This is a genomic window from Paenibacillus sp. sgz302164, from assembly GCF_056120505.1.
Map to the genome: position 1 here is coordinate 38604 of NZ_JBVYOL010000029.1, position 23843 is coordinate 62446.

Annotated in this window: 23 protein-coding genes; 8 read left to right on the forward strand and 15 right to left on the reverse strand. The window is 51.3% G+C overall.

Translation table 11 applies throughout. From position 1 onward, the window contains the following. Nucleotides 1-674: 674 nt before the first annotated feature. Entirely contained in the window at nucleotides 675-896 is a 222-nt protein-coding gene (locus AC0LWT_RS32650) for a hypothetical protein (protein WP_474685471.1), read from the forward strand. A 349-nt stretch (nucleotides 897-1245) separates the two neighbouring features. Here AC0LWT_RS32650 and AC0LWT_RS32655 read toward each other — a convergent pair whose 3' ends face one another. From AC0LWT_RS32655 to AC0LWT_RS32670, 4 genes are all read right to left on the reverse strand, one after another. Continuing rightward, entirely contained in the window at nucleotides 1246-1653 is a 408-nt protein-coding gene (locus tag AC0LWT_RS32655; protein ID WP_474685472.1) for a hypothetical protein, read from the reverse strand. Between the two features lie 290 nt (nucleotides 1654-1943). Beyond that, a complete protein-coding gene (locus AC0LWT_RS32660; RefSeq protein WP_474685473.1) occupies nucleotides 1944-2276 on the reverse strand; it encodes an ArsR/SmtB family transcription factor in 333 nt (110 codons plus the stop codon). Nucleotide 2277: 1 nt separating this feature from the next. After that, complete coding sequence (locus AC0LWT_RS32665) at nucleotides 2278-2703, reverse strand: SRPBCC family protein (protein WP_474685474.1); 426 nt, start codon at nucleotides 2701-2703, stop codon at nucleotides 2278-2280. Between the two features lie 141 nt (nucleotides 2704-2844). Then, the gene (locus AC0LWT_RS32670) at nucleotides 2845-3966 is read right to left on the reverse strand and encodes an NADH-dependent flavin oxidoreductase (protein WP_474685518.1); all 1122 of its coding nucleotides are present in this window, start codon (nucleotides 3964-3966) and stop codon (nucleotides 2845-2847) included. Between the two features lie 219 nt (nucleotides 3967-4185). On the opposite strand from AC0LWT_RS32670, the gene AC0LWT_RS32675 reads away from it, so the two are divergent. The 4 genes from AC0LWT_RS32675 to AC0LWT_RS32690 all read left to right on the forward strand — a co-directional run bounded on the left by AC0LWT_RS32675 (nucleotide 4186) and on the right by AC0LWT_RS32690 (nucleotide 6547). Further along, the gene (locus tag AC0LWT_RS32675; RefSeq protein WP_474685475.1) at nucleotides 4186-4608 is read left to right on the forward strand and encodes a MerR family transcriptional regulator; all 423 of its coding nucleotides are present in this window, start codon (nucleotides 4186-4188) and stop codon (nucleotides 4606-4608) included. Nucleotides 4609-4774: 166 nt separating this feature from the next. Continuing rightward, nucleotides 4775-5107: a winged helix-turn-helix transcriptional regulator gene (locus AC0LWT_RS32680; protein WP_474685476.1), complete on the forward strand. Its 333-nt coding sequence runs from the start codon at nucleotides 4775-4777 to the stop codon at nucleotides 5105-5107. Between the two features lie 238 nt (nucleotides 5108-5345). After that, nucleotides 5346-6074, forward strand: a complete 729-nt coding sequence (locus tag AC0LWT_RS32685; RefSeq protein ID WP_474685477.1) for an NAD(P)-dependent oxidoreductase — start codon at nucleotides 5346-5348, stop codon at nucleotides 6072-6074. A gap of 14 nt (nucleotides 6075-6088) precedes the next feature. Beyond that, nucleotides 6089-6547 (forward strand): DUF2269 family protein, encoded by a 459-nt coding sequence (locus AC0LWT_RS32690; RefSeq protein WP_474685478.1) that lies wholly within the window; start codon nucleotides 6089-6091, stop codon nucleotides 6545-6547. A gap of 253 nt (nucleotides 6548-6800) precedes the next feature. Here the strand turns inward: AC0LWT_RS32690 and modB are convergent, their stop codons facing one another. Together modB and modA are read right to left on the reverse strand one after the other, a co-directional pair. Next, entirely contained in the window at nucleotides 6801-7472 is a 672-nt protein-coding gene (gene modB, locus AC0LWT_RS32695; protein ID WP_474685479.1) for a molybdate ABC transporter permease subunit, read from the reverse strand. Further along, the gene (gene modA, locus AC0LWT_RS32700; protein ID WP_474685480.1) at nucleotides 7469-8326 is read right to left on the reverse strand and encodes a molybdate ABC transporter substrate-binding protein; all 858 of its coding nucleotides are present in this window, start codon (nucleotides 8324-8326) and stop codon (nucleotides 7469-7471) included. Before modA ends, modB begins: the two co-directional genes overlap by 4 nt. 172 nt (nucleotides 8327-8498) lie before the next feature. Between modA and AC0LWT_RS32705 the strand changes: the two genes are divergently transcribed. Next, complete coding sequence (locus AC0LWT_RS32705; protein ID WP_474685519.1) at nucleotides 8499-9446, forward strand: substrate-binding domain-containing protein; 948 nt, start codon at nucleotides 8499-8501, stop codon at nucleotides 9444-9446. Nucleotides 9447-9550: 104 nt separating this feature from the next. Here AC0LWT_RS32705 and AC0LWT_RS32710 read toward each other — a convergent pair whose 3' ends face one another. Next, on the reverse strand, nucleotides 9551-10261 hold the full coding sequence (locus tag AC0LWT_RS32710) for a DUF421 domain-containing protein (protein ID WP_474685481.1): 711 nt from the start codon (nucleotides 10259-10261) through the stop codon (nucleotides 9551-9553). Nucleotides 10262-10765: 504 nt separating this feature from the next. Here AC0LWT_RS32710 and AC0LWT_RS32715 point away from each other — a divergent pair. Then, a complete protein-coding gene (locus AC0LWT_RS32715; RefSeq protein WP_474685482.1) occupies nucleotides 10766-12772 on the forward strand; it encodes a transglycosylase domain-containing protein in 2007 nt (668 codons plus the stop codon). Nucleotides 12773-12868: 96 nt separating this feature from the next. Here AC0LWT_RS32715 and AC0LWT_RS32720 read toward each other — a convergent pair whose 3' ends face one another. From AC0LWT_RS32720 to AC0LWT_RS32750, 7 genes are all read right to left on the reverse strand, one after another. After that, on the reverse strand, nucleotides 12869-13744 hold the full coding sequence (locus AC0LWT_RS32720) for a hypothetical protein (protein ID WP_474685483.1): 876 nt from the start codon (nucleotides 13742-13744) through the stop codon (nucleotides 12869-12871). A gap of 285 nt (nucleotides 13745-14029) precedes the next feature. Further along, the gene (locus AC0LWT_RS32725) at nucleotides 14030-14314 is read right to left on the reverse strand and encodes a DoxX family protein (RefSeq protein WP_474685484.1); all 285 of its coding nucleotides are present in this window, start codon (nucleotides 14312-14314) and stop codon (nucleotides 14030-14032) included. 94 nt (nucleotides 14315-14408) lie between these two features. Further along, nucleotides 14409-15065, reverse strand: coding sequence for a hypothetical protein (locus tag AC0LWT_RS32730; protein WP_474685485.1), 657 nt, complete (start codon nucleotides 15063-15065; stop codon nucleotides 14409-14411). A 13-nt stretch (nucleotides 15066-15078) separates the two neighbouring features. Further along, nucleotides 15079-15483 carry a hypothetical protein gene (locus AC0LWT_RS32735; RefSeq protein ID WP_474685486.1) on the reverse strand — a complete coding sequence of 135 codons (405 nt, stop codon included), beginning with the start codon at nucleotides 15481-15483 and terminating at the stop codon, nucleotides 15079-15081. A 305-nt stretch (nucleotides 15484-15788) separates the two neighbouring features. Beyond that, a complete protein-coding gene (locus tag AC0LWT_RS32740) occupies nucleotides 15789-16136 on the reverse strand; it encodes a hypothetical protein (protein ID WP_474685487.1) in 348 nt (115 codons plus the stop codon). 402 nt (nucleotides 16137-16538) lie between these two features. Beyond that, nucleotides 16539-17762 carry a hypothetical protein gene (locus AC0LWT_RS32745; RefSeq protein ID WP_474685488.1) on the reverse strand — a complete coding sequence of 408 codons (1224 nt, stop codon included), beginning with the start codon at nucleotides 17760-17762 and terminating at the stop codon, nucleotides 16539-16541. A gap of 735 nt (nucleotides 17763-18497) precedes the next feature. Next, nucleotides 18498-20003, reverse strand: a complete 1506-nt coding sequence (locus AC0LWT_RS32750; RefSeq protein ID WP_474685489.1) for a DUF4153 domain-containing protein — start codon at nucleotides 20001-20003, stop codon at nucleotides 18498-18500. Between the two features lie 146 nt (nucleotides 20004-20149). Here AC0LWT_RS32750 and AC0LWT_RS32755 point away from each other — a divergent pair, with 146 nt between their 5' ends. After that, complete coding sequence (locus tag AC0LWT_RS32755) at nucleotides 20150-21934, forward strand: ABC transporter substrate-binding protein (protein WP_474685490.1); 1785 nt, start codon at nucleotides 20150-20152, stop codon at nucleotides 21932-21934. 67 nt (nucleotides 21935-22001) lie between these two features. On the opposite strand, the gene AC0LWT_RS32760 is transcribed toward AC0LWT_RS32755, so the two are convergent. After that, entirely contained in the window at nucleotides 22002-22934 is a 933-nt protein-coding gene (locus AC0LWT_RS32760; protein ID WP_474685491.1) for a polysaccharide deacetylase family protein, read from the reverse strand. Nucleotides 22935-23843 lie beyond the last annotated feature (909 nt).

Sequence of the window (23843 nt, forward strand, 5' to 3'; positions counted from 1 at the left end):
CAGGATGATTTTAAAGGCAGCGCAACCGTTGGCGGAGCGGCTGAACCACCTGCAAAACCTGCAAAAGTGCAGGCTTTTTCTCAGGAATCCGGTCATTTGGAGAAAAAGCCTGCGATTGTGCAGGAATTCCCGATCAAAATGGCCCTGAGCCCCATATTCAGCAAAAAAAACTGCACTTTTGCAGGAATTTTTAGAATCCAGAGTATTAATCGGCAAAAAGCTGCACTTTTGCAGGCTTTCTGCGCACCCCCCAAGTAGGTGCACTACCCCCATGCATGCGAGGTTTTCAGCCGCCTGACTTTCGCGGGCTTTCTGCGTTCTGCCAGCGATGTGGGCTCCAGCCCAGGCTAGTCACCCAACGACCTCCTCGCATCGTTCCGAGAGGCTGTCGTGAGCCGACGCCTGGCCGCGGCGGACGTGGGCCCCTCTCGGGCCCCTCCTCCGAGACTACACCAAAAGCATCACGACAACCGTCGTTACCGCGAGTCCGATCAGCATCGGCAGCAGGTTCCTTCTCGCCAGCTCGAACAGCGTAACGGCGATGCGCGATGCGAACGGCACGCTTACGCTTTCTTACCCGCATTTTGCAATCAGGGCATTTGACGGTAAATCCGTAACTTGTGGTACAATAGAGCGGAAGCTTTGAACCATGCAGAGAGAAAGGAGATGGTGCGATGGCCCGCAACTATCGTTTGCACACCGATGCCGATTTTCAGGAGGCTGTAGAACGGCAAGCCAGCATCCGGATTTTCAAAGATGATCATATCGTAGATTCGAACGCCGTTATTTTGCGTTTTAGCGATACGACTGTCGTCGTTCAGACCAGGGTCAGCGAGCTGACTTACTACGACCGTGAAGCTTGCGAGTTTTTCGAAATGAAACGGACCGGCGGATAAGGGTGCAGCCCACGCTTAACCGGGACAAACATGCCGCCTTTGACATAAATGCAGCCACATCTAGGGCAATTTCCTACATTCAGACTCATTCGTCAGCCCCCCCCTTAAAAATTCCCATTATTCATGTGATCCCGAACACTTCTGCGGGCACCGCTTCCTTGATCGCCTTCGCGCATTGGTTCAACGTGCTGCCGGTCGTAACAACTAAAAATACCGCTCCTTTACCGGTTTTGTAGAAACCAATAAGTGAGCGGTATTTGTTGGTTTGCTGCTGAACTATCGCGATGAACTCGCGATCCGTCGGTTTTATATTACATTTTTTTGCATAGGTACGCTTTCTTCGTGCTATTTATCTTAAATTAATATAATAGCTGGTCGTTGAAGGGCTGGCAACAAACTGAACGTTCCCTGAACCAATATTATTAAAGTTTGCATCATATGCGGTAACTGCAAACAGATAAGTTTTCCCGGGTACAAATCCGGTAATATATTTACCAGTCGCAGTCTGAGAACCAAATTCATAAGTATAATTATCAGTTAGATTAATAGCACTGTAGTCGTATCTATATAGATTAGGAACTGACCTCCAAGAAAAATTAATAGAAAATGAGGCTAGCTGAGCATTCGAAATTTGATTAGCAGCTACTACACTTGCAGCGGTTGAGGAAGCAGCCTGATTGTTATCTTGAGCGAAAGCTGGAACAGCAGAAGCAAATAAAAGACACGTTGCGAAAGTGGATGCGATCAGTTTTTTCATTGCTAAAACACTCCTCTTTAATAAATTTTTTCCGTCTCACAAAAATACCAAATAAAGGAATTAATTTCTTTTATCACCCCTTTAATGTAAATATATGTTTGTTACATATACAATTTAACATCATCATACAAATATTTCAAGTAAAATTATGGTAATTTTATCGTGTGAATAAGCAACTTCTTCGCTTATTCAGAAATTTATATACATATTATCCACAGACGATGAAAATCATAATTTCCTAAACAATAGAAAAAGAACCGCGCAGATGCCCATTCCGCGCGGTTCTTTTTCTATTCCGGAGACTCGTCCGACTCCACGTAATGCTTGAGCACGGACAAGCGATTTTCCCAATATCGCTCGTAATAAGCCAGCCAGCGCTTCAATTCGAGCAGCGGCTCCGGCTCCAGTCTGTACCGCGTCTCCCGGCCGACCTTCTGCTCTTTCACGAGCCCCGCATCGGCCAAAATGCGCAAATGCTTGGACACGGCAGTCCGGCTCATCGGAAAGTGGCCGCTGATGGCGGTGACGGGCATTTCGCGGTCGCTGAGCAGCTTCAGCAAGCTGCGGCGGGTCGGATCGGCGATGGCCTGAAACACGTCGTGTTTCGGGGACGGTTCAGCCATTTCAGGCCTCGACGTAAGCGGCCAGCTTTTTTTGAATTCCTTCCCAGCCTTGTGCCATGTTGCCGCGAACGACCGTGTGCGGCTGTCCGAATTCGGTAACCTGGTCGATGTCCCAGCCCGAATGGATCAGCGTAAATTCCGTTTTGCCGTCCTGATCGGCGAGCTCGAATGTGAGCGTCCAATCTTTGCCCCACCGGAAAGACAGGCGGTTCGGAGGATCGATTTCCGTTACTTTGCAAGGAGACTTGCCGAAATGACCCGCTTCCAGGTGAAACTCATACCCTACTTCAGGCTTAAAATCATTGGGCATAAACCATACGGCAATGCCTTCCGATGTAGCTACGGCGTTCCATACTTTCTGAATCGGCGCGTTCAATACAATAGTCTGGCGAATATCCGGCAGTGTCGGCTGGCTTTTGTTTTCCATAGTTCAGTAGTACCTCCAGTTCATAATACGAAACCAAAAGGTTTCTCTTTATATATTACGAAACCTTTTGGTTTCGTGTCAAGCCAGCTAACTGGCAGGTTACTTCAAGGTAATAGAAAAAGTAGCCTATAGGCTACTTTTCTATTTACCAATTTTAAACCAACCTGGCGATGCTTGAATAACATTCCAAAGTTTTTCTGGAATATGAAGCTGGTCGCGTTTCGAAACGCTCAGCTCAGAAGCGACCTCGGCTTCACGTCCATTTGCAACCTTTTCAACCCAATCGGGGTTCATCATTAACGCATGCCCGATGGCGATTAACGGTAATCCTAATTCCATAGCTTTAAGAGCATCATCCGGTGTTATTATGGAACCGGCCGCCAACACAGGTACCTTACCGTTTGCTCTCTCAAGAATCAATTCAAGCCTTGTTTTTTCATCTTGACTATCTACCGGCTTGGAAGAAACATGATCTAATGAAGCATGTATATAATCTAAATTTTGTTCAACAAGGAAATCAATTAATTCATATGTGTCTTTCATTCGTAATCCGCCCACTTTGGAGGATTCTTCAGGGGAAAAACGATATCCTAACATGAATGGTTTTGTAGCGTGCATTTCAATTACCTTTTTGATTTCTTCAATAATTGCCGATGGAAAACGCAGTCGATTCTCAAGTGTTCCCCCCCATTGGTCTGTCCGTTGATTGGTTGCCGGAGACCAAAAGTTTTGAATTAAAAATCCATGGGCTCCATGAATTTCGACGCCATCAAATCCAGCTTCAATCGCTCTTCTCGTTGTATCGCCAAAAGCACGTATAGTTGACACGATTTCCTCATGGGATAGCTCCCTTGTTTCTGCACTTGGACCAAAAGTAGTAACCTCAGGTTGCAATGCACTCGCACTGACTGCATCCAATCCAGGCAAGGCTTTATCGCCTGCATGAAAAATCTGCAGTACAGCAGGGGAACCTCCACTTTTGGCTGCATCAGCTAATTTTCGTAAACTTGGAATAAATTCATCGTTGTATCCGGCAAATTCATTCGTAAAACCTTGCCCATTAGGTGTAACATGAGTACAACCTGTAATGACGAGTCCTACTCCATTTGCTCTTTGTTTGTAATAGTGTACCTCTTCATCCGAAATGGTAAGGTCGTCATTACTTGACCAGGTTGTCATAGGTGCCATAACGACTCTATTCTTGATTGTTATTCCGCTTCTGAATGTGAAGGATTTAAATAACTTACTGTATGTTTGATTCATTTCATTAACCTCTCTATCCAGTATTTTTCTGGTGCTATTATTACCATTCTGATCCATCGCAACCCTCCCTGTTACAGGTTCTACCTTAATGTAATTTGTTGACGTTAGGGTAAGTCAAGCGTAAATTTTCATATGAATAAGCCAAGATTATTGGATTTTCATAATCCTCTATGATATTCTTTTAGTTACAGTAACTGTAACTAGAGGTGGGACAGGTAAATGTTGTATTCAATGAAATATGTAGTGGAGAACTTAAATATATCGGCAAAGACACTTAGATTTTATGAAGAGCAAGGGATTCTGCCAAATGTATCTCGTGATGAAAACAGTCGAAGAGTTTATACCGAACAACATATAGATTGGATATCTTTTATTCGTTGTCTCAGAGCGACAGGAATGTCTCTTGCTAAGATAAAAGAATATAAGGATCTTTTTGAAGTAGGAAATGTTACCTTCTTGCAAAGACAAGAAATATTGGTGAACCATAAATTGGAAGTGCAGAAGAAACTTGAAGAAGACTTAAAGCATTTGGAGGAAATAAACTATAAAATAGCCATGTATGAACTTCAGAAAGAAGAGGTTAGGAAAAATCCGAATTATAACTTTAAATGCCATGGTCTGGAGCTTAAGAATGTGAATTAATGTATTTTTGTTTTATGGGATAGTAGGGCGGAGGTGAATACTGCATTCGTTAATGTCTTTATCCTTTTTAGTTTCAACGATTGACTTGATTGTAGAGCTATCGTAAAATTTTGTTATGTTAATTTTAGGTAATGCACTTACTTAAAAGTAAGGGGATGATTTATCAATGATTCATCAGCGTGAATGTCCAGTTGAGACACTCATTCATGTTTTAGGTGGCAAATGGAAGCCAATGATTTTATGGCATTTGATTGAATCCAAACAGAGATTCAACGATCTGGAAAAGCTTATACCTGATGTTTCACAAAAAATGCTTTCACAACATCTCCGAGATTTGGAACGAGAAGGCATAGTCGATAGAACGGTCTACCCTGCTGTCCCTCCAAAAGTAGAATATTCTCTTAGTGAATACGGCAGAACATTGATTCCTGTAGCAGAAGTCATGTGTGCTTGGGGAGAAAACCATAATAAGCGGAAATATGAAGAGCCAGCGTCATAAAGCTGGTTCAATGAACTTGCACACTAATTCAATCAACTCAAAACAAAAGCTGCCACGGGATTCCGGGCAGCTTTTGTTTACCTACAGTCGCACTCCTGATATGAATTAATTATCGGGTTGGTCATGCTTACTTTTAAGTAAGTACCCTACTTTAAAGTGGGTTCTTAACATAATTTTGAAGCGATGCTAAGCTTGAGTTAACCAAATGTTGGGGTCCATTTAAGAGGAGGAAAGAACAATGAAAATTATTGTTTTTGGAGCGACGGGGAATACAGGGAAAAGAGTGTTGGTACAAGGGATAAAAATGGGGCATGAAATGACCGCATTTGTGCGAAATTCTGAGAAGCTTCATGATCAACTAGGTGAGCATTCCGCAAAGCATGTGAAGGTGATCGTGGACGATATTATGGACCCGGTGAGCGTCGGTGAGGCACTCGCGCATCAAGACGCCGCTATTATTGCGGCCGGCCATGCGGGCCAGGGAGAAGAGTTTGTTCGTATCGTCGATAACATTATAAGCCAATGTGAATCCCAACCTAGTTTCTCTGGGCGGGTATGGATAATGGGAGGAGCCGGCCTGCTGGATATTCCATATACTGATCTTATCGGCAACAATTTACCCGGCTTCCCACCTGAGTATAGAAATCACAACCGGAATTTCGAAAGGCTACAACAGACTGGGCTCGATTGGTCCATTATGTGTCCGGGAACAATGATTGATTCGAGAGAGCATCCAGATCCGGTTCATCTACATGTAACAACGGAAACCTTGCCCGTTCCGATTCCGGAGACGATCAGGGAATATTCCGAGGCAGATATAGCCGGTCACTTGTTCAGCCGACTTCAAGAGCTGAATGTTGCTTATGACGATGTCGCAATATGTATGTTGAACCATCTTGAGCTCGGAGGAGCGTTTAAAAGAAAAAGGGTCGGTCTAGCCTATCAAAGCAATATTACGGTGCACTGAGGAGAAGGGGGATAATGGGTTTGTTTGGATTACTGCTCGCTTTGCATATATTGGCTTCGATCGCCGTAATTGGCCCCGCTATCGTGATGCCCATCATTCGAAGATCCGCTAGAACCGTGGGCCAGATGCACTTTGCTTTTGGTATAACGACCAGACTTGCCATAATGCTTAAAATTGGCGGAACCGTACTTATTTTAACCGGGGTTTGGCTTATGATCATAACCAAGATGGGGTTATCCCAAATGTGGCTGAATGTATCCATCCTTTCATCGCTGCTCATGGTCGTCATGATCGACGGATGGATCGAGCCGCGTATGAAAAAGATCATAAAGATCATATCTGAAAGTCAAGACCATGGTAATGAAATACCCGCCGAGTTCGGACTGCTGATAAAAAAGATCGTACCAATCGAGACGGCAGTACAGCTGCTGATGATTGCCATATTGGTGCTTATGGTCGTTAAGCCATTTTAAAGAAAAGTAATTGCTAAGTATCTTGAATATCGAAAGGTGATAATTACTGGGCACGGAATGGCTTTTCGTACCCTAGTAGGAGAGATAGGTGAAGTACCGCATGCTTCTATTATCGAGTATTACAAATAGAGGAGCGTCAAGTTAAACAAACGAGGAACGATAGCTTAATAATAAGGGGTTTCACATATTAGATACGTCTAATATGTGAAACCCCTTATTTAATAAATTTAGGTCTTGATAACCGTGGCGATGCTTATTTTTTACCGCTAACCGCAAACAACATGATAAAAGATATAATAATGATCGCACCGGCCCAGCACCAGGCAAGCGTCGAATCCCCCGACTCCACGGCGATATAGATCGCTGTCGGCAGTGTCTGCGTTTTGTGCGGAATGTTTCCCGCAATCATCAGCGTCGCACCGAACTCGCCCAGCCCGCGGGCAAACCCGAGTATGTACGCCGTCACGACAGAACGCCAGGCCATCGGCAGCGTAATGAATCGCAGCACCTGCCACTCGCCCGCCCCCAACGACCGGCCTGCGTCTTCGAGGTCCCGGCTGACCGAAAGAAACCCGGTCTTCATCGTTTGATACACCAAAGGAAAAGCTACCGCGACCGAAGCGATCACGGCAGCCCCCCAGGTGAAAATGATCGACTGGTCGAACAAGCGCTCCATCAGGTAGCCGATCCAGCTTTTTTTGCCCAGAAACACCAGCAGGATGAAACCTACGACCGTAGGAGGAAGCACTAGCGGCAGCAAAAACAAAGTTTCCACCAGCGTCTTCCCTTTAAAGCTGCGCCGCGACATCCCCCATGCCGATAATCCTCCGAGCACTAAAACAAACACGCTGGAAAAGACGGCCACCTTCAAGGAGATCAGAATGGGAGAAACAAACTCATTCCAATCGATTGACGGCATGATCATTTAGGCACGGTAAAACCGTATTTTACGAACACGTCCAGCGCTTCTTTCGTTTGGAGATAGGCGTAAAAATCGGCGGATTCCTTGCTGTGCTTGGTCGCTTTCACAATGCCGATAGGATACTCGATAGGCGTGTATGATTTCGGATCGGCGCTGAAGGCCACTTTCACTTTTTTCGAAGTGAGCGCATCGGTTTTGTATACGAAACCGGCCTCTGCGTTGCCGGATTCCACATAAGTAAGAACTTGGCGCACATCTTTGCCCTGCACCAGCTTGGATTGCAGCGAGTCCCACAATTTGGCGTTGGTGAGCGCTTCTTTTGCATAAGTCCCTGCCGGTACCGTTTGCGGTTCGCCCACGGCCAGATGCTTAATATCCGTACCGGACAAATCCTCGACCTTTTGCACGGAAGCTTTGCCGTCGGCAGGCACCACAACGACCAATTCGTTGATCAGCAAATTTTTTTGCTGTGCGCTATCGATCAGCTGTTTGTCGACGAGAGCTTTCATATTTTTGGTTGCAGCCGAAAGAAATACGTCGGACGGGGCTCCCTGCTCGATTTGCTGCTGCAAAGCGCCGGAAGCGCCGAAATTAAAGTTCAGCTTTATATTTTTGTTCTTGCCTTCATAAGCGGTTTGAATCTCTTTCAACGCATCGGTCAAGCTTGCCGCCGCCGAAATCGTAAGCTCCACTTTTTCAGCAGGAGTCTGGGTCGTTTGAGCAGTGGCTGCAGGCGTTTGCGACTGGGTCCCGGCAGTTGCCGCCGGCTGTTCCTTCTTCTCTGCGCAACCCGTGAAGACGGCAATGGCAATCCCGAGCAGCAACAACAGACTACTGGCTTTAACTCTTTTAAACATATGAATCCCTCCACCTATAAAATATAATCTATCTAAATATATTTAGACCTATTTAATTCTAAATAATTATACTGAATCCCTGTATACTAGTAAATATCTAACATTAAAATTGAAATGCCGGAACGATCCGCTTATGATGAATATACATGCAAACGGAAAGCAGGTGGCCATTATGACAGCCGACATCTCCTATACGACTGAAGAAATAGCGAAACTTTTGAAAATATCCAAGCTGACCGTATACGACTTGATCAAAAAAGGCGACCTTCCGGCCTACCGGGTCGGCAAGCAGATGCGCGTGGACGCGACGGATCTGGAGGCCTACAAAAATCGGGCAAAAAGCGGGAATCCCGCAGCTTTCAGAGCGGACAGCCCCGCGCCTGCGGCACGAAGCGAATCTCCGGCATCTTCGGCCCGGCCACTCGTCATTACCGGACAAGACGTCAGTCTGGACATACTGGCCAAATACATGGAAAAAAAAGCGCCCGGCTTCCGGCCGCTCCGCTCCTATGTCGGCAGTCTGGACAGCCTGATTTCGATGTACCGCGGCGAGTCGGATATCGTCAGCACCCATCTGCTGGACGGGGATACCGGCGAATACAATCTCCCCTATATCCGCAAGCTGCTGATCGGCTCCTCCTACGTCGTCGTCAATCTTGTTTCGCGCAATGCAGGTATGTACGTACCCCGAGGGAATCCGAAGCAAATTGGCAGTTGGGCCGATCTCAAGCAGCCCGGGCTGCGGATCGCCAACCGCGAAAAAGGCTCCGGCGCGCGCGTGCTGCTGGACGAGCAGCTGCGGCTCCACGGCATCTCCCCCCAATCGCTGCTGGGGTATGACGAGGAAGAAACGAATCACCTTGGCGTAGCCGGCAAAGTCGCCTCCGGACAAGCCGACGTCGGCGTCGGCAACGAGAAGGCCGCTCACCTGGTCGGCGGCGTCGATTTCATCTGCATGATCCGGGAGCGCTACGATCTGGTCATGCTCAAAAAACCGGAAAATCTCGAATGGATCGAGCAGGTCAAACAGGTTTTGCAATCCGAGCCGTTTCAAAGCGAGCTGCGCTCCATCCAAGGCTATGACCTGTCTCAGACAGGGCGCATTTTGCTCGAAACATGAACCAAAAGACCGCAAACACCAAAATACCGCAAACCCGTCGTTTTTCGCAGGATTTGCGGTATTTTGGGTTGTTTAAGTTGCTCCGGCTGCTCCGATCGCCCCGGTTACTCCACATCGATCGGATGCCGAATACGATCCTGATACAAATCGTAGAACATCTCCCCGTTGGTCCCCCTGACCGCGTAACATACCTCTTCCGCCTTGACCCCCCGCTTTTTCAGCTGCGCGGAAAGCCATTCCGGCGATAACCCGGTCAGGCGCAAATTTTCCGTTACGACTTGTCCGTCCATGATCAGCTCAACCGGGAACTGCGGCTTATTAACAGGGTAAAGCAATTGCAGGTCCTTGCGCAAAACAGGCATGTATTCCGGCTTTTTCAACACGGACAGCTTCCCGTTGATTTCCAGGACGGCATACTCCACTTCTCCGGGGTCAAAAATCTGAACTTCCCTTAATTCCTGATTTAACGAATCGAGCGAAACTTTGATTTTCCTCAAATTCTGCTCCAAAATTTTGCCATGTTCGATGACGACCGTAGGCTTGCCTGCCAGCCATTTGCGCGACTTGCGCGATTTTAAAGAAATGTACGAAATGAGATACGCAATCAGGCTGAACGTTAAAAAAGAAACGATCGGATTCCATATCCTTAGCTGGGTGTTGAACGCGAGATTGGCCGTAATCGCCCCCAACGTAACCGATGCGACAAAATCATGATAGGTCATGCGCGCAATCGTATGCTTGCCGATAACACGGGTAATAGCCATCATAAGAATAAATGCAATCAGCGTCCGAAAAGCCGTATCAAGCAGCACCATAGCGTTTCGCCTCCTGACCGCTAGTATTTGTAATATGTTGGAAAACATGCGCGATCCGGCTATATAGTTATGGCCGCCCAAGACGGCGCAGCCGGAGGTGGCGGCCGGGTACGGTGCCCGGGTAGTCCAAAAAACTGCAAAAGTGCAGGCTTTTCCCGTGAAAGCGGCTCGTTCGAGCGAAAAGCCTGCGATTGTGCAGGAATTTTCGATGAAAATGCATCTGAGCCCTTGTTCGCGGCGAAAAGCCTGTACAATTGCAGGAATTGTTCGTTGCCGGCGTCACAACGGGCAAAAAACTGCACTTTTGCAGGTTTTCCTCGCACTGCCGGGTAGATGTGCTGCCTCCTCGAGCCCGAGACTCGGCTAAGACGGTCGCCCTTTGCCAGCAAGGGCTGCCATGCCCCATTCCCACTTGCACAGTGGGTTTTGATAGCGTCTTGCTGTATAGCGTCGCATTCCTTGCCTGCCTTGCGAATCCTATAGGCGCAGGCAAGGAGGATTTTGATGAATACACCGAAACAGGCTTCATCTTCATTTTTGAAAAACAAAAAGCTGTGGGCCTCTGTCGGCGCTGTTTTGTTCGCGGGCGCGGCAGGCTTGGCCACCGGCTGTTATTTGTACATTCGCGGGCTCGATGTGTCCAAGCTGGACCAGCCGCTGCCGGAGCCGACCCTCGTGCTGGACCGCTACGGAAAGCCCGCCTCCCAACTATCGGCATCGAAAATGAACCCGGTATCGCTGTCGCATATGCCGAAAACGCTGACCGATGCGATTGTCGCCGTGGAGGACAAAAGATTTTACGAGCATTCCGGCGTCGATGTGCAGGCGGTTGCCCGGGCGCTCGTCCGCGACGTTCTGCGGGGCGGCTACTCCGAAGGAGCAAGCACCATCACCCAGCAGCTTGCGCGTAACTTGTTCCTGAATGCCGACAAAACAATTGGCCGCAAACTGCGCGAAACCGCCTATGCGTTGAATATCGATATGACGTACAGTAAAGACGACATTTTGGAAATGTATTTGAACAGCATTTATTTCGGCGAGGGCAGCTGGGGGGTGCAGAGCGCGGCTATGACCTATTTCGGAAAATCCGTGCAGGACTTGTCCCTGCAGGAGTCCGCGCTGCTCGCCGCCCTGCCCAAAGCGCCGAGCCGCTATTCGCCGTTTCAGAACGAAGCCCAGGCGTTGGAGCGGCGGAACACCGTGCTTGCATTAATGCGCGAGCAGGGGAAAATCACGGATCAAGCTTATTTGCAAGCGAAAAACTCGCCGCTCGGCGTCGTCAAAAACAACAAGAAGGGCGAGCTGAAAGGCCGCTATCCCGCCTACGTCGACGCCGTGATCGAAGAGGCCGTGAACCGTTACGGCTTCACGGAGGAGCAGCTCCTCACCGGCGGCCTGCGGATCACGACCGAGCTTGATCCGGCGGCGCAAAACGCCGCCCTTGAAGTTTACGGCAACGACAGCTTCTTTCCGGACAGCAAGCAGGATCAGTTGATCCAGAGCGGCGCCGTCATCCTCGATCAGAGCAGCGGCGGCATCCGCGCCGTTGCGGGAGGGCGCGGAGACGGGGTGTTCCGGGGGTTCAGCCACGCCACGCAGCTGAAGCGGCAGCCCGGCTCCGCCTTCAAGCCGATTGCCGTCTACGGCCCGGCTTTGGAGAAGGGCTACACCCCCGCTTCGGTCCTCTATGACGGACCGCTTAATATCGACGGCTACCAGCCGGAAGATTGGGACCATCAATCGAGAGGCAGCGTCACGATGCGGGAAGCGATCGTCTCTTCCTGGAACGTCCCGGCCGTATGGCTGCTCAAGGAAATAGGCATCGGCAGCGGTCTGGCCTTCGCCGACCGGCTGGGCCTGACGCTTCCGGCGGAAGACCGCCAGCTCGGCATCGCCCTCGGCGGTCTGTCCAAGGGCGTCTCTCCTTTGCAGATGGCGCAGGCGTTCAGCGCCTTCGCCGCCAAAGGCGTTCTGCACAAGGCGCATACGATTGCCCGGATTGAAACCGGCGACGGCCATGTGCTGGTCGAGGCGAACGCGAAAGGCGAGCAGGTGATGCAGCCTTCCACCGCGAATGCGATGACTTCCATGCTGCAGGAAGCCGTTATCCACGGGACCGGCCGCAATGCCGCCATGAACCGGCCGGTTGCCGGCAAGTCAGGCACGACCCAACTGCCGGACACGGACGAATTCAAAGGCGCCGGCGCGAATGCCGCGAAAGACGCCTGGTTCGTCGGCTACACGCCGGAGCTGACGGCCGCGGTCTGGGTCGGTTACGACTATACCGACCGCAACCATTACTTGACTACGTCGGGCGGCGCCGTGCCGGCCGTGCTGTTTCGGGAAATGCTGTCCCGCGCCCTGGCGCAGACGCCGGCCGCTGCATTCGATATTCCCGCGGCTGTTGACGCTGCGCCGGAAGCCGCGGCACCGTCACCCTCTCCATCTTCCGCATCGACGGAGCATTCCGAAAAGCCCGGCCACGGCCATGGCAAAGGGAAGAAAAAATAACCGCAGCTGTCCGCGACGCGGCTGCGGCAAAAAAGACGCCTGATCCCCGCTCGTACAGCGGCTGGACAGGCGTCTTTTCATTTTCGGAGCGTTTCCTCAATCGTCCTCATTCTCGTCGTCCGACTTGCTATGTTTGTCACGGCCTTCGGACTTCCCGTTTTTTTTGGCTTGTTTCTCGTGTTTATCCTCGTTCTGCTGCGCCCATTTGGTTTTTAATTGCACCTGCATGCTGCCAGCGTCGAGACCGTATTGATCGGCGATTTGTCCAAGCACCTGTTGACGGGCGGAATCCGACTTCAAATCCACGGAAGCCAACAATTGCTTGATCCAGGCGGCGGCCTCCGCTCCTTTAAGATGAATCGAGCCGCTGCCGCCAGGCTTCAGGCTGAGCTCGTACCCCGCTCCGCCCGGCCCGTGCGTTTGCTCGATGCGAAGCTTAAAGTTTTTACCGTCCACTTTCAGCTCCAGTTCGTCCAAACCGGGGTAGACGCCCTGCGTTTGCACAGGCGGGGTCGCTCGCGGCCCTGCCGTCGGCGTCGGTGACGGCGCTTTCGTGGACGATGCCGCCGCAGCAGTCGGTGTCGGGCTCGGCGTTGCGGCCGGCGTCTCTGTCGGCGCTGCAGTCGGCACCGCCGCAGACGCGCCCCCCTGCCCGGAAGCCGCTCTTATGTAGGCTGCTTGATGCTTGCTGTTGAGGATGACCTCGACCTGGTCGCCCGGCTTCAAATCCGGCAGCAGCGCCTTTTGCTCGTCGCGGTAGACCCAAACGGATTTGGCCAGCGGCATCGTTTGTTCCCCGGCGGCAGTAGTTATAGTTACGCTGGCCCCATCGCTACTAATGGATTTGAACGTGCCGGTCGCCGTCTCCGAAGCCGCGGAATTCGACGATTGCGCGGCATAGGCTGTCCAGCCGCACAGCGCCAGGACGACGCATACGATAACGGCGATACTTATTGACGCTCTTTTTTTCATTGCAAATTCACCTCTACCACAACGTTCGGGCGCAAATCCGGTTTTAAGGCGGTCCCGCAAGCAGAGGTGCCTCTGCCGCCCGAGTCAACCGCATCGCGTGCGGCTTTCTACGATTTTCCGATCCTCCGAACAAACGTCGCAGATTTGTAATGCAAATGAAATATCATTTTCATCTTGTTTTAATGTACCTGGGCTATTCTATATATGACCCCCCTTTAATATATACATTTAAGACCCACAAAGCCCGTTGCTTGTGGGTCTCTTTCTTGTTTGCGGCAGCCGCCGTCAGCCGGGGAAGCTCGCCAGCGCGGAACTATGAATGACAGTTACGGCGACGGCGATAATCAGCAGAACGAGTGGGAATAGCGTCTGCCTTGCGGGATCTTTGCCACGAAGATGAGCCGCTACGGCGCCTAACATCGTGACGGCCAGCAAAATTCCGGCCCACGCCGCCCAACTGGGCGTCCAAATGCCGACGATGACGGCGATCGCGCCCACCAGTTCAACCAGCCCGGTAAATACCCGGAACCATTGGGGCAATTTCAAACGGTCAAAATTGTCCACATGCATTTTGATAAAATTCAGTCATGTAAAAACAGGTCACAAGCTGGTATTTTATTACCAAATGTGTGACCTGTTTATTTTCAACGGCTCTAGTTCGTTATTATTTATATACGCTGTCGGTTACAGAATCTGAATCTTTGTTTGATTCTTTAGAGTATTTGTCTTTCACTAATTTTGTGAACTTCTCAATCCTCTTGTACTCAGGCTGATCATTTCCTTCAGAGTACAATTCAATAGAGCCATCACTTGAGTATTTTCCTTGATTTATAGCGACAATGCCATATCGATTATTTTGGGGATCTTTAAATAAAAACAAGACGTATTCTTTTCCAGTAGCCATTCCTTTATACCCTTCATAAGAAGAGATGACTCCTTTGAAAGTGCCAACAGGCTCCACGACATTAATAGTTTCTTTTTTGTGTAGATTTCCTTTAAAAACCTGTGCAATTTCAATTGACGATTCGGTATATAAATCATCAATTGTACCAATGTCTGTAGTTGTAAGAACTTCACGCCCGGATAGTTTTCTTCCTTTTACTATCACTTCTGCATGTTTTTCAAGTTCATCAAGAGTTGGGTATGCTTCGGACTTCCCCTCTGATATGCTAACTTTATTACCGTCTGACTCAAAATTCGAAGCTAAAGTAAAGTCTGGGAGATTTGAAGCTTTACTCTTTATCGTTTCGCTAGAGATGGCAAAGGCGGAGATAGCAGCAATGACAATAGCTGTAACTCCTAACTTTGTATTTTTTTTCATATAATCACGCCCCTTATTGATATAGAGTATTGATTTTGGCAAAATCCCACCATGTAGGAACTTTACTTCCAAGCCAGTCATACTGCATCATAATTGTTGGATTCGTTGTTTTACTAAGATCATCATGGTGAAGGCCATAGACATGTCCCATTTCATGGGCAGCTGTTTCATACTGCTTGGATGAATCAATTTTATCCATCATATATTTATTCAATTTTACTTCATCGTATCCGGAGTAATGATAAAATGGAATGCTTGCTTTGGTTTCATAATCACCAGAACCTATATCGACTGCCCCAATGCCGGCGTAATGGTAGGTCATGCCATACCAAGTAACCGCAGTATTATTAACCCCATACCATTTTAAATGTAAGTCTGACCCTGGGCTTGATGCATTTGGTGAGTAATAAGCTTCCACATTACTGCTAGAATCATAAGCATAAGATCCTGCGCCTGCAATATCATGGTACCCGTAAGAGTCTATCGTAGAATCAAATTTAAAGTTTAAATGTGCATGGTGAGAGTTGTAAGTCTGATAGATATAGTACGGTGCTGCAGCTGCTACTGATGTACTGAGAATAAAGATTGTGCTAAATAATAAAAGCGGCGATTTATCTATTGGTAGACTTCACTCAATCTGCTTCCAATTTCCCGCGTTTCTCTTGCACAATATACGATCATAAAAAAAGGGTTAGAAGCTTGACTTCCAACCCATTAGAGTTATTATTTTCTGGCATCATAACCTACAATTTGGTCTGTTTTGGGGTCTATATATATGCCGATAGGCCCAACCATTCCATCATTTTTAGTTTTAAAAGTCACTTTCAGTATCTTCTCTGGCTCTTTATCTGTTAGCTTAGTGGGAACATCGTTCCATTTCACCTCTTTTACTTCTGCTTGTTTCCAGTTGCCTAGAACTGTTTTCTGTTCTTCTTTAGACACCTGAGCCCAAGCTATACTTCGAATGTGTGACCATGAGTCGTTAGGGGCATTTTCTATTTGCTGCCGACTCGAACATCCAAAGATAAGCAGTAATAATAAAAGAATCGTGGACTTTTTCACTCTGCTCATGGGATCGCTTCCATCGTAAGGGTAATTTCTTCGCTTAATTAAAGACGATGTTGAGTATGTATATGTTTCATGTTTTCAATATTCCTCAGTCCATCTCCATTATCCTGTCAGCTAACTTAATCCCCTCTATTCTTGTCAGTATGAACTATTATACCTCAAACTGACGTCAGAGGATCCCTAAATAACGTCAGAATAGGGTGCTTATGAATATTAATTGACACTTCCGAAAAAGGGTTAACCATGCAAACAAGAAAAGCGCGCAACAATGGTACACCATCGTTACCTGTCTGACCAGTGCGAGGTCTGGATCCCCGTTGTTCATAAATAATGATTTCAGGGCCGCCTTGAAGGCGGCCCTTTTTAAATTTCTGCGTGCTTTACGGCTGGTTGCTTCCGACTCGCTTACGGCCGCACCCATTTGGCTCCCTGCCAGGTGTGGATGTAGTACCACGTTTCCCCGTTAGGGGACTTCCAGACGCGTGAAGCGGTGACGGTTTGCGGCGTAAAAGTGAGCGCGTCGTTCGTGGGCGAGTTATCCACATAGGGTATATCCAGCGCAATCGACGCTTCGGTCAGCTCGAGGCGGGCATCGCTCAGCTTCACCCCGAGCTTGGCATCGTTCTGGAAATCCCCGGTCAATCGGGACGAGATTTCCTTGGCCGGGTTGATCCATTTACCGGAGCCGTCCGCCAGAACGAAGTACCAGTCTTCTCTTTTGCCGATCGCATGAACGGTTTGCGGCTGCTGCTGCCCCACCGGCTCCGCGTAGGAGGAGAAAGGAACTTGGAAATATTGGAACGGGACAGGAATGTCGAGTTTAAGGTCGATCCGCTCCACCCCTTCAATTCCAAGCCCATAAGCGTCATCCGAATGAATCCATCTAAGTCCCTTCGGGGTTTCGATCTGATACCAGACGCTTGGAGGGACCATTCGCGATCGCTGAGTATATTTCGCGACAGGCTTCACCACTTGAGGAGTCAGCTTTGGCTCGTCAGTCAACGACTTTTCGAAGGGAATCATGTACACGTCGCTATCCTGTGCAATAGCTATCATGCCGTCCACCGGAAAGCCTACATATTTCTCTACATAATGGTAGGGGCGAATCCACTTTTCTCCCATCCAAGAAGTTCGGATCAAATACCACTTATCATTCGAATAACAAGGGGTGTATGGATCGCATACATCGATGGAGGCAACCGCTTGCACCTTTTGCGGTGAGAGCGTATATTCGGTTGTTTTCATCGGCGAATCATAAATGGGGGTTTCCTGTTCAAGCAAAGTCAGCGTTTGCTCCCGAACTTCCAGTTGGCCGTACTTGTACGCGCCTTCCTTCAAGTTAATCCATACTTCGCCAAGCCACGTCACAACCTTCACCTTATCCTGATGCGTAATGCCAAACAGCTTGTCGCTCTCGATCGGGGCAAGCCGGACCGATTGAAGAGCGCTTAGCGAGCCGATTGCCTCATCCGGTTTTGCTTTGTTGGTTGCATACAACGTAAATTCGTCAAGCAGGGTAACATAAGGCATATCGCTTGGCGCGGCAAGAGCCTGCTCTGCCTGGGTGAGCTGCGGACCGGACGGTAGAGCTATAGCTACAGCCAGCAGTAAAGTTAAATATTTGTTCATCCTGATCATGCTCCTTTGCCAAGTTAGACGTAGGTTCCACCGGAAAGTTTCTTTGATTGGGAAAATGGAACGCTCGCCAAAAAGCTTGTTTCGACGGGCTATCCGAACCTCCCCCTGCCTTCCCTGCCAAGCTTTGCGAGCCGGCCCATCATCGGCAACGCTGCGTAACCAGAGGGGCCCTGATTTGGGAAATAGCCGCTTTTTCCGGGGCGGGCGCCTCTCCCGGAGTAGGTCGTGTAACTGCGAAACTGGACAGGAAGCAGCTTGGCAAGGAGGAAACCTGCGAAAGTGCAGGTTTTTTCTTCGATATTGGCTTATTTTTGCGAAAAACCTGCAAAAGTGCAGGAATTTTGGCTGAAAGTGAATCCGAACCCATGTGTTCGGCGAAAAGCCTGCACAATTGCAGGAATATGTCGAGACCAGCGTATCCACCAAGCAAAAACTGTACTTTTGCAGGTTTTCTGCACGTGGTCGACCGACCGCCGTCATGCAGCGAAACATTACGCGCAGGGAGATGCGAGGTGCGACGCAATCAGGCAGATTGTGCGACCGGCTCTGGGCGCAGGTTTCCGGGCAGCCTGATTTTCGCGGGTTTTGCGGGCTACCGCTGCCGAGCTGCTTAACGCGACCCGCTGCACCGGCCGTAGGCGGCCAAATGAAAGGGCATCCCGACTGTTGTCAGTCAGTTGGGATGCCCTCTTCCCGCCCCAGTGAGCAAGGGCCGGTAAAACAGTTTTACCGCGACGCCCGTTGTTTCGAATAATTCCAGGACGGCCAGTGTCCCTCGTCTGCGGAGCTGATTTTTATGCTTGCGATGGCGTTCTTCAGCGGAGCCAGATCCGGATGCCGGGACTGCAGTTCCAGCAGGGCGGGCAGCGCATCCGTGGACAGTTCGCCCAGGTAAGGGAAGTCGATCGCACCCGTGCGTTCGTAGCGTTCGATGTTGCCCTCCGCAATGCGCGCATCCAGATTCGCGTAGTTGATCGTTAAATAAGCGAGAATCGATACGCAAATGTACGCCTTGGACAGCGACAACCGCTCCTGCCAAATCCGGGCAAAGGCGATGATAAGCAGCACGCCCAAATACAGCATAAATCCGTGAACCAAAAGCCTTGTCACTGTAAAACCATAAGCGTCCTCGTACAAGGAAAGCCGGCTGTAGGCGGAAACAAGCATAACGACGGTACAGCCGACCAGCATGCTCAGCAGCAGCTTGCGGATTCTTTCCGCCCACTCGCCTGCCGAGCGGACGAGATGCAGCCCGCCGAACAGCAGCCCCAGGTTGATAAGCGATACGAAAATCAACTCCGCAAAACCTCTGCGCGCGTATTCCGCGTAAGCGACTCCCGCAGGGAGCAAACCGTCGGCCGCACCGAACAGGTAAGAAAACTGAATCGCCGCAAACAGCGCGTATACGAGGTTCACACTTAGCAGCAAAGTGCCTGCCGCCACAGGGCTGAGCGCAAATACATTCAGCTCGTGCTCTTCCCTTTTTTCCAGCGTGGCGGCAACGCCGTCCGCCCGATCGTCCGATTTGTGGAACAACAATCCCCATATGTAGCAAAACGTGTACAGCGCAAGGCCGCCGGCTACGCCGGTACGCACGATCCCTTCGCCTGGCGAGACCCCGGCAAACCAATCGGGAATTTCCGATACCCATGCGAAAAAGATTTGATCCGCTGATGCAAGCAAAGCAATCACGATGGCCAGAATCGGCGCGGCGAGCAGCAAGCCGAAGGCGACCTGGCGCAGCCTACCCAAAGTGGAATCGGGTCTGCCGCTCGAAGGCGCAATATCCCGGATCAGGCCGAACGGAGCGGAAATATGGGAAATCGGCTTCACGACGCTTTGATGTACGATTTCCTGCACAAATCCGATCCGGTACCAGGGATGCGTACCGCTGCGGGTCAGCAGCATCGTCTGGGCGACGACGAGAATCGGCAAGGCGATCCCGTTCAGCGCCCGAAAAAGGCCGTTGGCGAATATAACATACGTGAACGCGAGCAATCCGATCGGAATCAGCAATATCCAGCCCGAATGAGCCTGCCCCCGCCACTTTTCGAAGCCGCCGATTCTGCCCTTGACCGCGTAAAAAAAGATGCCGTAAAAACCGAGCAAAAACAAAATGACGGATACCCCCGCCGCTTTGCCGACAAACAAATACTGGCTGACCAGACCGAACAATAAGGACAGCAGCAGCAGTCTGCCGTACCTTTTTTGCCATGGCGCCGGATCTCTCATGCACTTTCACTCCCGTGTTCGTTTTAAGTGGAACGGTTTGTTTATTTCTCCCTTTTATTGTAACCTGGAAAATAGGAAGAAAAAGTGCAAGTTTATCCGGGGAAATTTCATGTTTTACAAACGGCAGACCGACGGGAGCAAAGAAGATGAAAATACGGCGGCATTATTTGGCGCTGAGGCGCTCTTTTCCGCACATCCATGAAGAAGTGCCTTTCGATACTCACATTGAGGAGCTTGCGCGATTGCTGGACTGTACCCATCGCAATATGGTCATGCTCTTGAAACGGATGAGCCAGGAGCAGTGGCTGACATGGACGCCGAAAAGGGGGCGGGGAAACCGCTCGGAGATGGTCTTTTTGGCCCGCAAGGAGCAGATTGCTCTGCAGGAAGCGCAGGAGATGGTCGAAAAGCAGGATTTGCGCTCGGCGCTGGAGCTTTTGCAATCGGTGGAGGAAGCTTCCGTGCTGCGGGAGCAGTTTCAGGAGTGGCTGTCCGGCCAGTTCGGCTTTCGCTCGGAGGTTCAGGGGTACAGGCGGACGGATATTTTGCGGTTCCCGCTGCCGCAGACGATCCATTCTCTCGATCCCGCAGCGATCCATTACATGGGCGAATCCCATCTTGTCAATCAGCTGTTCGACGGGCTTGTGCGGATGGATTCGCAGGGCGGCGCGATCGTTCCGCACCTTGCCCATGCGTGGGAAACCGATGATACTCGGACATTGTGGACTTTTTATCTGCGCAAAGGCGTCCTCTTCCATCACAACCGCGAGATGCTGTCCGCAGACGTGAAGTATTCGCTCGAACGCCTCCAAAAGCTTGCGCCGCGCGGGCTGTACAGCTGGGCCTATGCGGGAATCGAGTCAATGGAGACGCCCGATGATACGACGATACGCATCCGCCTGGCGGAGCGCAACGAAGCTTTTCTCGCTTTTCTGACGACCAATCGCGCTTCGATTGTGCCCCGGGACGTTGGCGAGGCGGCCGGCGGGCAGTTTGGCGCAGCGCCTGTCGGCACCGGCCCTTTTCGGCTTGCCGGGCAGGAGCGGGGAGTCTGGATTTTGGAAGCTTTCGCCCCTTATTTTCAGGGACGGGGGTTTTTGGACCGGGTGGAGGTGTGGACGCTGACGGAAGAAGAGCAGCGCGGCCATCCGGAGCAGTGGCAATCTTTTCAGGTGATGCACAATGTGCGGATGTCCGATATGAACGCCGATCAGTGGCAGCAAGTCCGCCAGTCGGGGATGACCTGCAAATTCATGACCGTCAATGAGCTGAAAAGCGGGCCGCTCGCCAATCGGGCGATCCGCGCGGCGCTTGACTTTGCGATCGACCGGGCGCTGCTGCTGGAGCGGCTGTCGGGAGATGTTATTGAATACGGGGACAGCTTTTGGCCGGATTCGCACGATACCGGGCTGCGCGAGACCCCCAGGGACCCCGCAGAGATCAGACGGAAGCTGGAAGCCGCCGGGTACCGCGGCGAAACGCTGACGCTGGCGACGATTCCGCAGTACGAAGCCGACGCCGAGGCTGTGCGGCAGGTGTGCGCCCAATCGGGAATTGCGCTGGACATCCGGCTCATTCCCGCGGAGCAGTTCAAAGGCGAAGCCCGCATGGCGGCGGATTTGCTGCTCTTTGCCGTCATGCTCGACGAACACCGGGAGCTGCGGCTCATCGATCTGTACAAAAGCATGCAGCAGCATGCGCTGCCGGACGTGCGCACGACGCTGGAGCAAAGCCTCCGGCTGATTCTCGCGGAGCCCGACGCCGGACTGCGAGCCGGCATCTTCAGGCGAATCGAAGCCGAACTCAAAGAAAGGCACAACCTGCTGTTCCTGTACCGCAAGCACCTGAAAACCGCGTTCCACCCGGCGATCCGGGGGATTTCGCTGGAATCGCTCGGCTGGGTGCGGTTTCGCGATCTTTGGTTTACGTAAGCGCAGGGGGCGATTCCCGGGCACGCGTTGAAGCGCAACCGCAGACAGTGAGCGGTCACCGCCACGGTTATTCCAGCGGGTAATCCGCCAGCCGGACAAAAGTGAAGCCTTGCTCTTTCAGCTTCGGCACGGCTTTCATCACCCCTTTTGCGGTGTCCTTCTCGGGGTGGTTCATGTGCATGAGCGCGATGGAGCCGTTTTGCGATTTCATGAGCGCTTTGTACACCTGCTCCGTGTTGTAGGTAGCGCCTGCGTCCCCCAGCACGTTATAGTTGACCGCGCGCAACCCCAAATCCTGGACGATCTGCACCGCCACATCATCGTAATAAGCCGTTCCCGAGCGGAAAAACAAAGGGCGGCGGCCTGTCAGCTTCTCGATTTTGTCCTCGTTCCGCTGCACCTCGTCGAACGCTTCGGCCGCGCTCTTCGTGCCGCTGATCCCGTAAGCGGCTTTCCCGGTTACGGACAAGGGCCGGTGCTCGGAGCCGTGGTTCTCGATCTCGAACAGCGGATTGGCGGCCAGCTTCGCAAACGTGTCCGGGTTGGCGTCGATCCACCTTGCATTGATGAACAAGGTGGCCGGTATTTGCTCCTGATCGAGATAATCGATCAGCTTCTTGTCGAACCCGCTCCCTTCCTTGCCGCCGCAGGCGTCAAACGTAAGGGCGATGACTTTGTCCTGCGTGCGCAGCCGCGTCATCACGCCGGGCACATGCTCGCCCCAGCGGGCCGGGACGCTTGCGCGGTAGCGGCTGGCGATCGCCGCGCGGTCCGGCTCCGCGCCGGCCGCGGCCGGCTGCGCCGACGACAATGCCGCCGGTGCGGCTGCGGCGGGCTGCCCGGCGGGAACCGCCTGCGCGGCGCCTGCCGCTTGCGGCGAGGCCGGCGCTTCAGGCCGCGCCGCCTCTTCCGACGCGGGCTGTGCGCCCGCGCCGCAGGCAGTAAGCGCAATCATGGCCAGCATGATTGCGAATCGAATCCAAGGCCGCGCCTGGTTCATCAGCGGTCCTCCATTCAAGCTGCCTCTTCGCGAGGCAGCTTCAGATTGTTCATAAGCGGCAGAGGTGTACAGCCGTTCTTCCCCCCTACCACGCCTCCCCTTCACGGTTTACGGAGCTGGAGTGTACCACGCCTCTCCTTCACAGTTTGCGGAGCTGGTGTGTACCACGCCTCTCCTTCACAGTTTGCGGAGCTGGAGTGTACCACGCCTCTCCTTCACAGTTTGCGGAGCTGGTGTGGACCACGCCTCTCCTTCACAGTTTGCGGAGCTGGTGTGTACCACGCCTCTCCTTCACAGTTTGCGGAGCTGGTGTGTACCACGCCTCTCCTTCACAGTTTGCGGAGCTGGTGTGTACCACGCCTCTCCTTCACAGTTTGCGGAGCTGGTGTGTACCACGCCTCTCCTTCACAGTTTGCGGAGCTGGTGTGTACCACGCCTCTCCTTCACAGTTTGCGGAGCTGGTGTGTACCACGCCTCTCCTTCACAGTTTGCGGAGCTGGTGTGTACCACGCCTCTCCTTCACAGTTTGCGGAGCTGGTGTGTACCACGCCTCTCCTTCACAGTTTGCGGAGCTGGTGTGTACCACGCCTCTCCTTCACAGTTTGCGGAGCTGGTGTGTACCACGCCTCTCCTTCACAGTTTGCGGAGCTGGTGTGTACCACGCCTCTCCTTCACAGTTTGCGGAGCTGGTGTGTACCACGCCTCTCCTTCACAGTTTGCGGAGCTGGTGTGTACCACGCCTCTCCTTCACAGTTTGCGGAGCTGGTGTGTACCACGCCTCTCCTTCACAGTTTGCGGAGCTGGTGTGTACCACGCCTCTCCTTCACAGTTTGCGGAGCTGGTGTGTACCACGCCTCTCCTTCACAGTTTGCGGAGCTGGTGTGGACCACGCCTCTCCTTCACAGTTTG

Bases quoted from the DNA above. Each gene is read 5' to 3' on its own strand.
- AC0LWT_RS32665 (WP_474685474.1), bottom strand. From the start codon at position 2,703: ATGGAAAACAAAAGCCAGCCGACACTGCCGGATATTCGCCAGACTATT.
- AC0LWT_RS32710 (WP_474685481.1), bottom strand. From the start codon at position 10,261: ATGGTGCTGCTTGATACGGCTTTTCGGACGCTGATTGCATTTATTCTT.
- AC0LWT_RS32715 (WP_474685482.1), top strand. From the start codon at position 10,766: ATGAATACACCGAAACAGGCTTCATCTTCATTTTTGAAAAACAAAAAG.
- AC0LWT_RS32725 (WP_474685484.1), bottom strand. From the start codon at position 14,314: ATGCATGTGGACAATTTTGACCGTTTGAAATTGCCCCAATGGTTCCGG.
- AC0LWT_RS32675 (WP_474685475.1), top strand. From the start codon at position 4,186: ATGTTGTATTCAATGAAATATGTAGTGGAGAACTTAAATATATCGGCA.
- AC0LWT_RS32650 (WP_474685471.1), top strand. From the start codon at position 675: ATGGCCCGCAACTATCGTTTGCACACCGATGCCGATTTTCAGGAGGCT.
- AC0LWT_RS32755 (WP_474685490.1), top strand. From the start codon at position 20,150: ATGAAAATACGGCGGCATTATTTGGCGCTGAGGCGCTCTTTTCCGCAC.
- AC0LWT_RS32750 (WP_474685489.1), bottom strand. From the start codon at position 20,003: ATGAGAGATCCGGCGCCATGGCAAAAAAGGTACGGCAGACTGCTGCTG.
- AC0LWT_RS32690 (WP_474685478.1), top strand. From the start codon at position 6,089: ATGGGTTTGTTTGGATTACTGCTCGCTTTGCATATATTGGCTTCGATC.
- AC0LWT_RS32670 (WP_474685518.1), bottom strand. From the start codon at position 3,966: ATGAATCAAACATACAGTAAGTTATTTAAATCCTTCACATTCAGAAGC.
- AC0LWT_RS32745 (WP_474685488.1), bottom strand. From the start codon at position 17,762: ATGAACAAATATTTAACTTTACTGCTGGCTGTAGCTATAGCTCTACCG.
- AC0LWT_RS32720 (WP_474685483.1), bottom strand. From the start codon at position 13,744: ATGAAAAAAAGAGCGTCAATAAGTATCGCCGTTATCGTATGCGTCGTC.
- modB (WP_474685479.1), bottom strand. From the start codon at position 7,472: ATGATCATGCCGTCAATCGATTGGAATGAGTTTGTTTCTCCCATTCTG.
- AC0LWT_RS32685 (WP_474685477.1), top strand. From the start codon at position 5,346: ATGAAAATTATTGTTTTTGGAGCGACGGGGAATACAGGGAAAAGAGTG.
- AC0LWT_RS32760 (WP_474685491.1), bottom strand. From the start codon at position 22,934: ATGAACCAGGCGCGGCCTTGGATTCGATTCGCAATCATGCTGGCCATG.
- AC0LWT_RS32680 (WP_474685476.1), top strand. From the start codon at position 4,775: ATGATTCATCAGCGTGAATGTCCAGTTGAGACACTCATTCATGTTTTA.
- AC0LWT_RS32705 (WP_474685519.1), top strand. From the start codon at position 8,499: ATGACAGCCGACATCTCCTATACGACTGAAGAAATAGCGAAACTTTTG.
- AC0LWT_RS32740 (WP_474685487.1), bottom strand. From the start codon at position 16,136: ATGAGCAGAGTGAAAAAGTCCACGATTCTTTTATTATTACTGCTTATC.
- AC0LWT_RS32660 (WP_474685473.1), bottom strand. From the start codon at position 2,276: ATGGCTGAACCGTCCCCGAAACACGACGTGTTTCAGGCCATCGCCGAT.
- AC0LWT_RS32655 (WP_474685472.1), bottom strand. From the start codon at position 1,653: ATGAAAAAACTGATCGCATCCACTTTCGCAACGTGTCTTTTATTTGCT.
- AC0LWT_RS32730 (WP_474685485.1), bottom strand. From the start codon at position 15,065: ATGAAAAAAAATACAAAGTTAGGAGTTACAGCTATTGTCATTGCTGCT.
- modA (WP_474685480.1), bottom strand. From the start codon at position 8,326: ATGTTTAAAAGAGTTAAAGCCAGTAGTCTGTTGTTGCTGCTCGGGATT.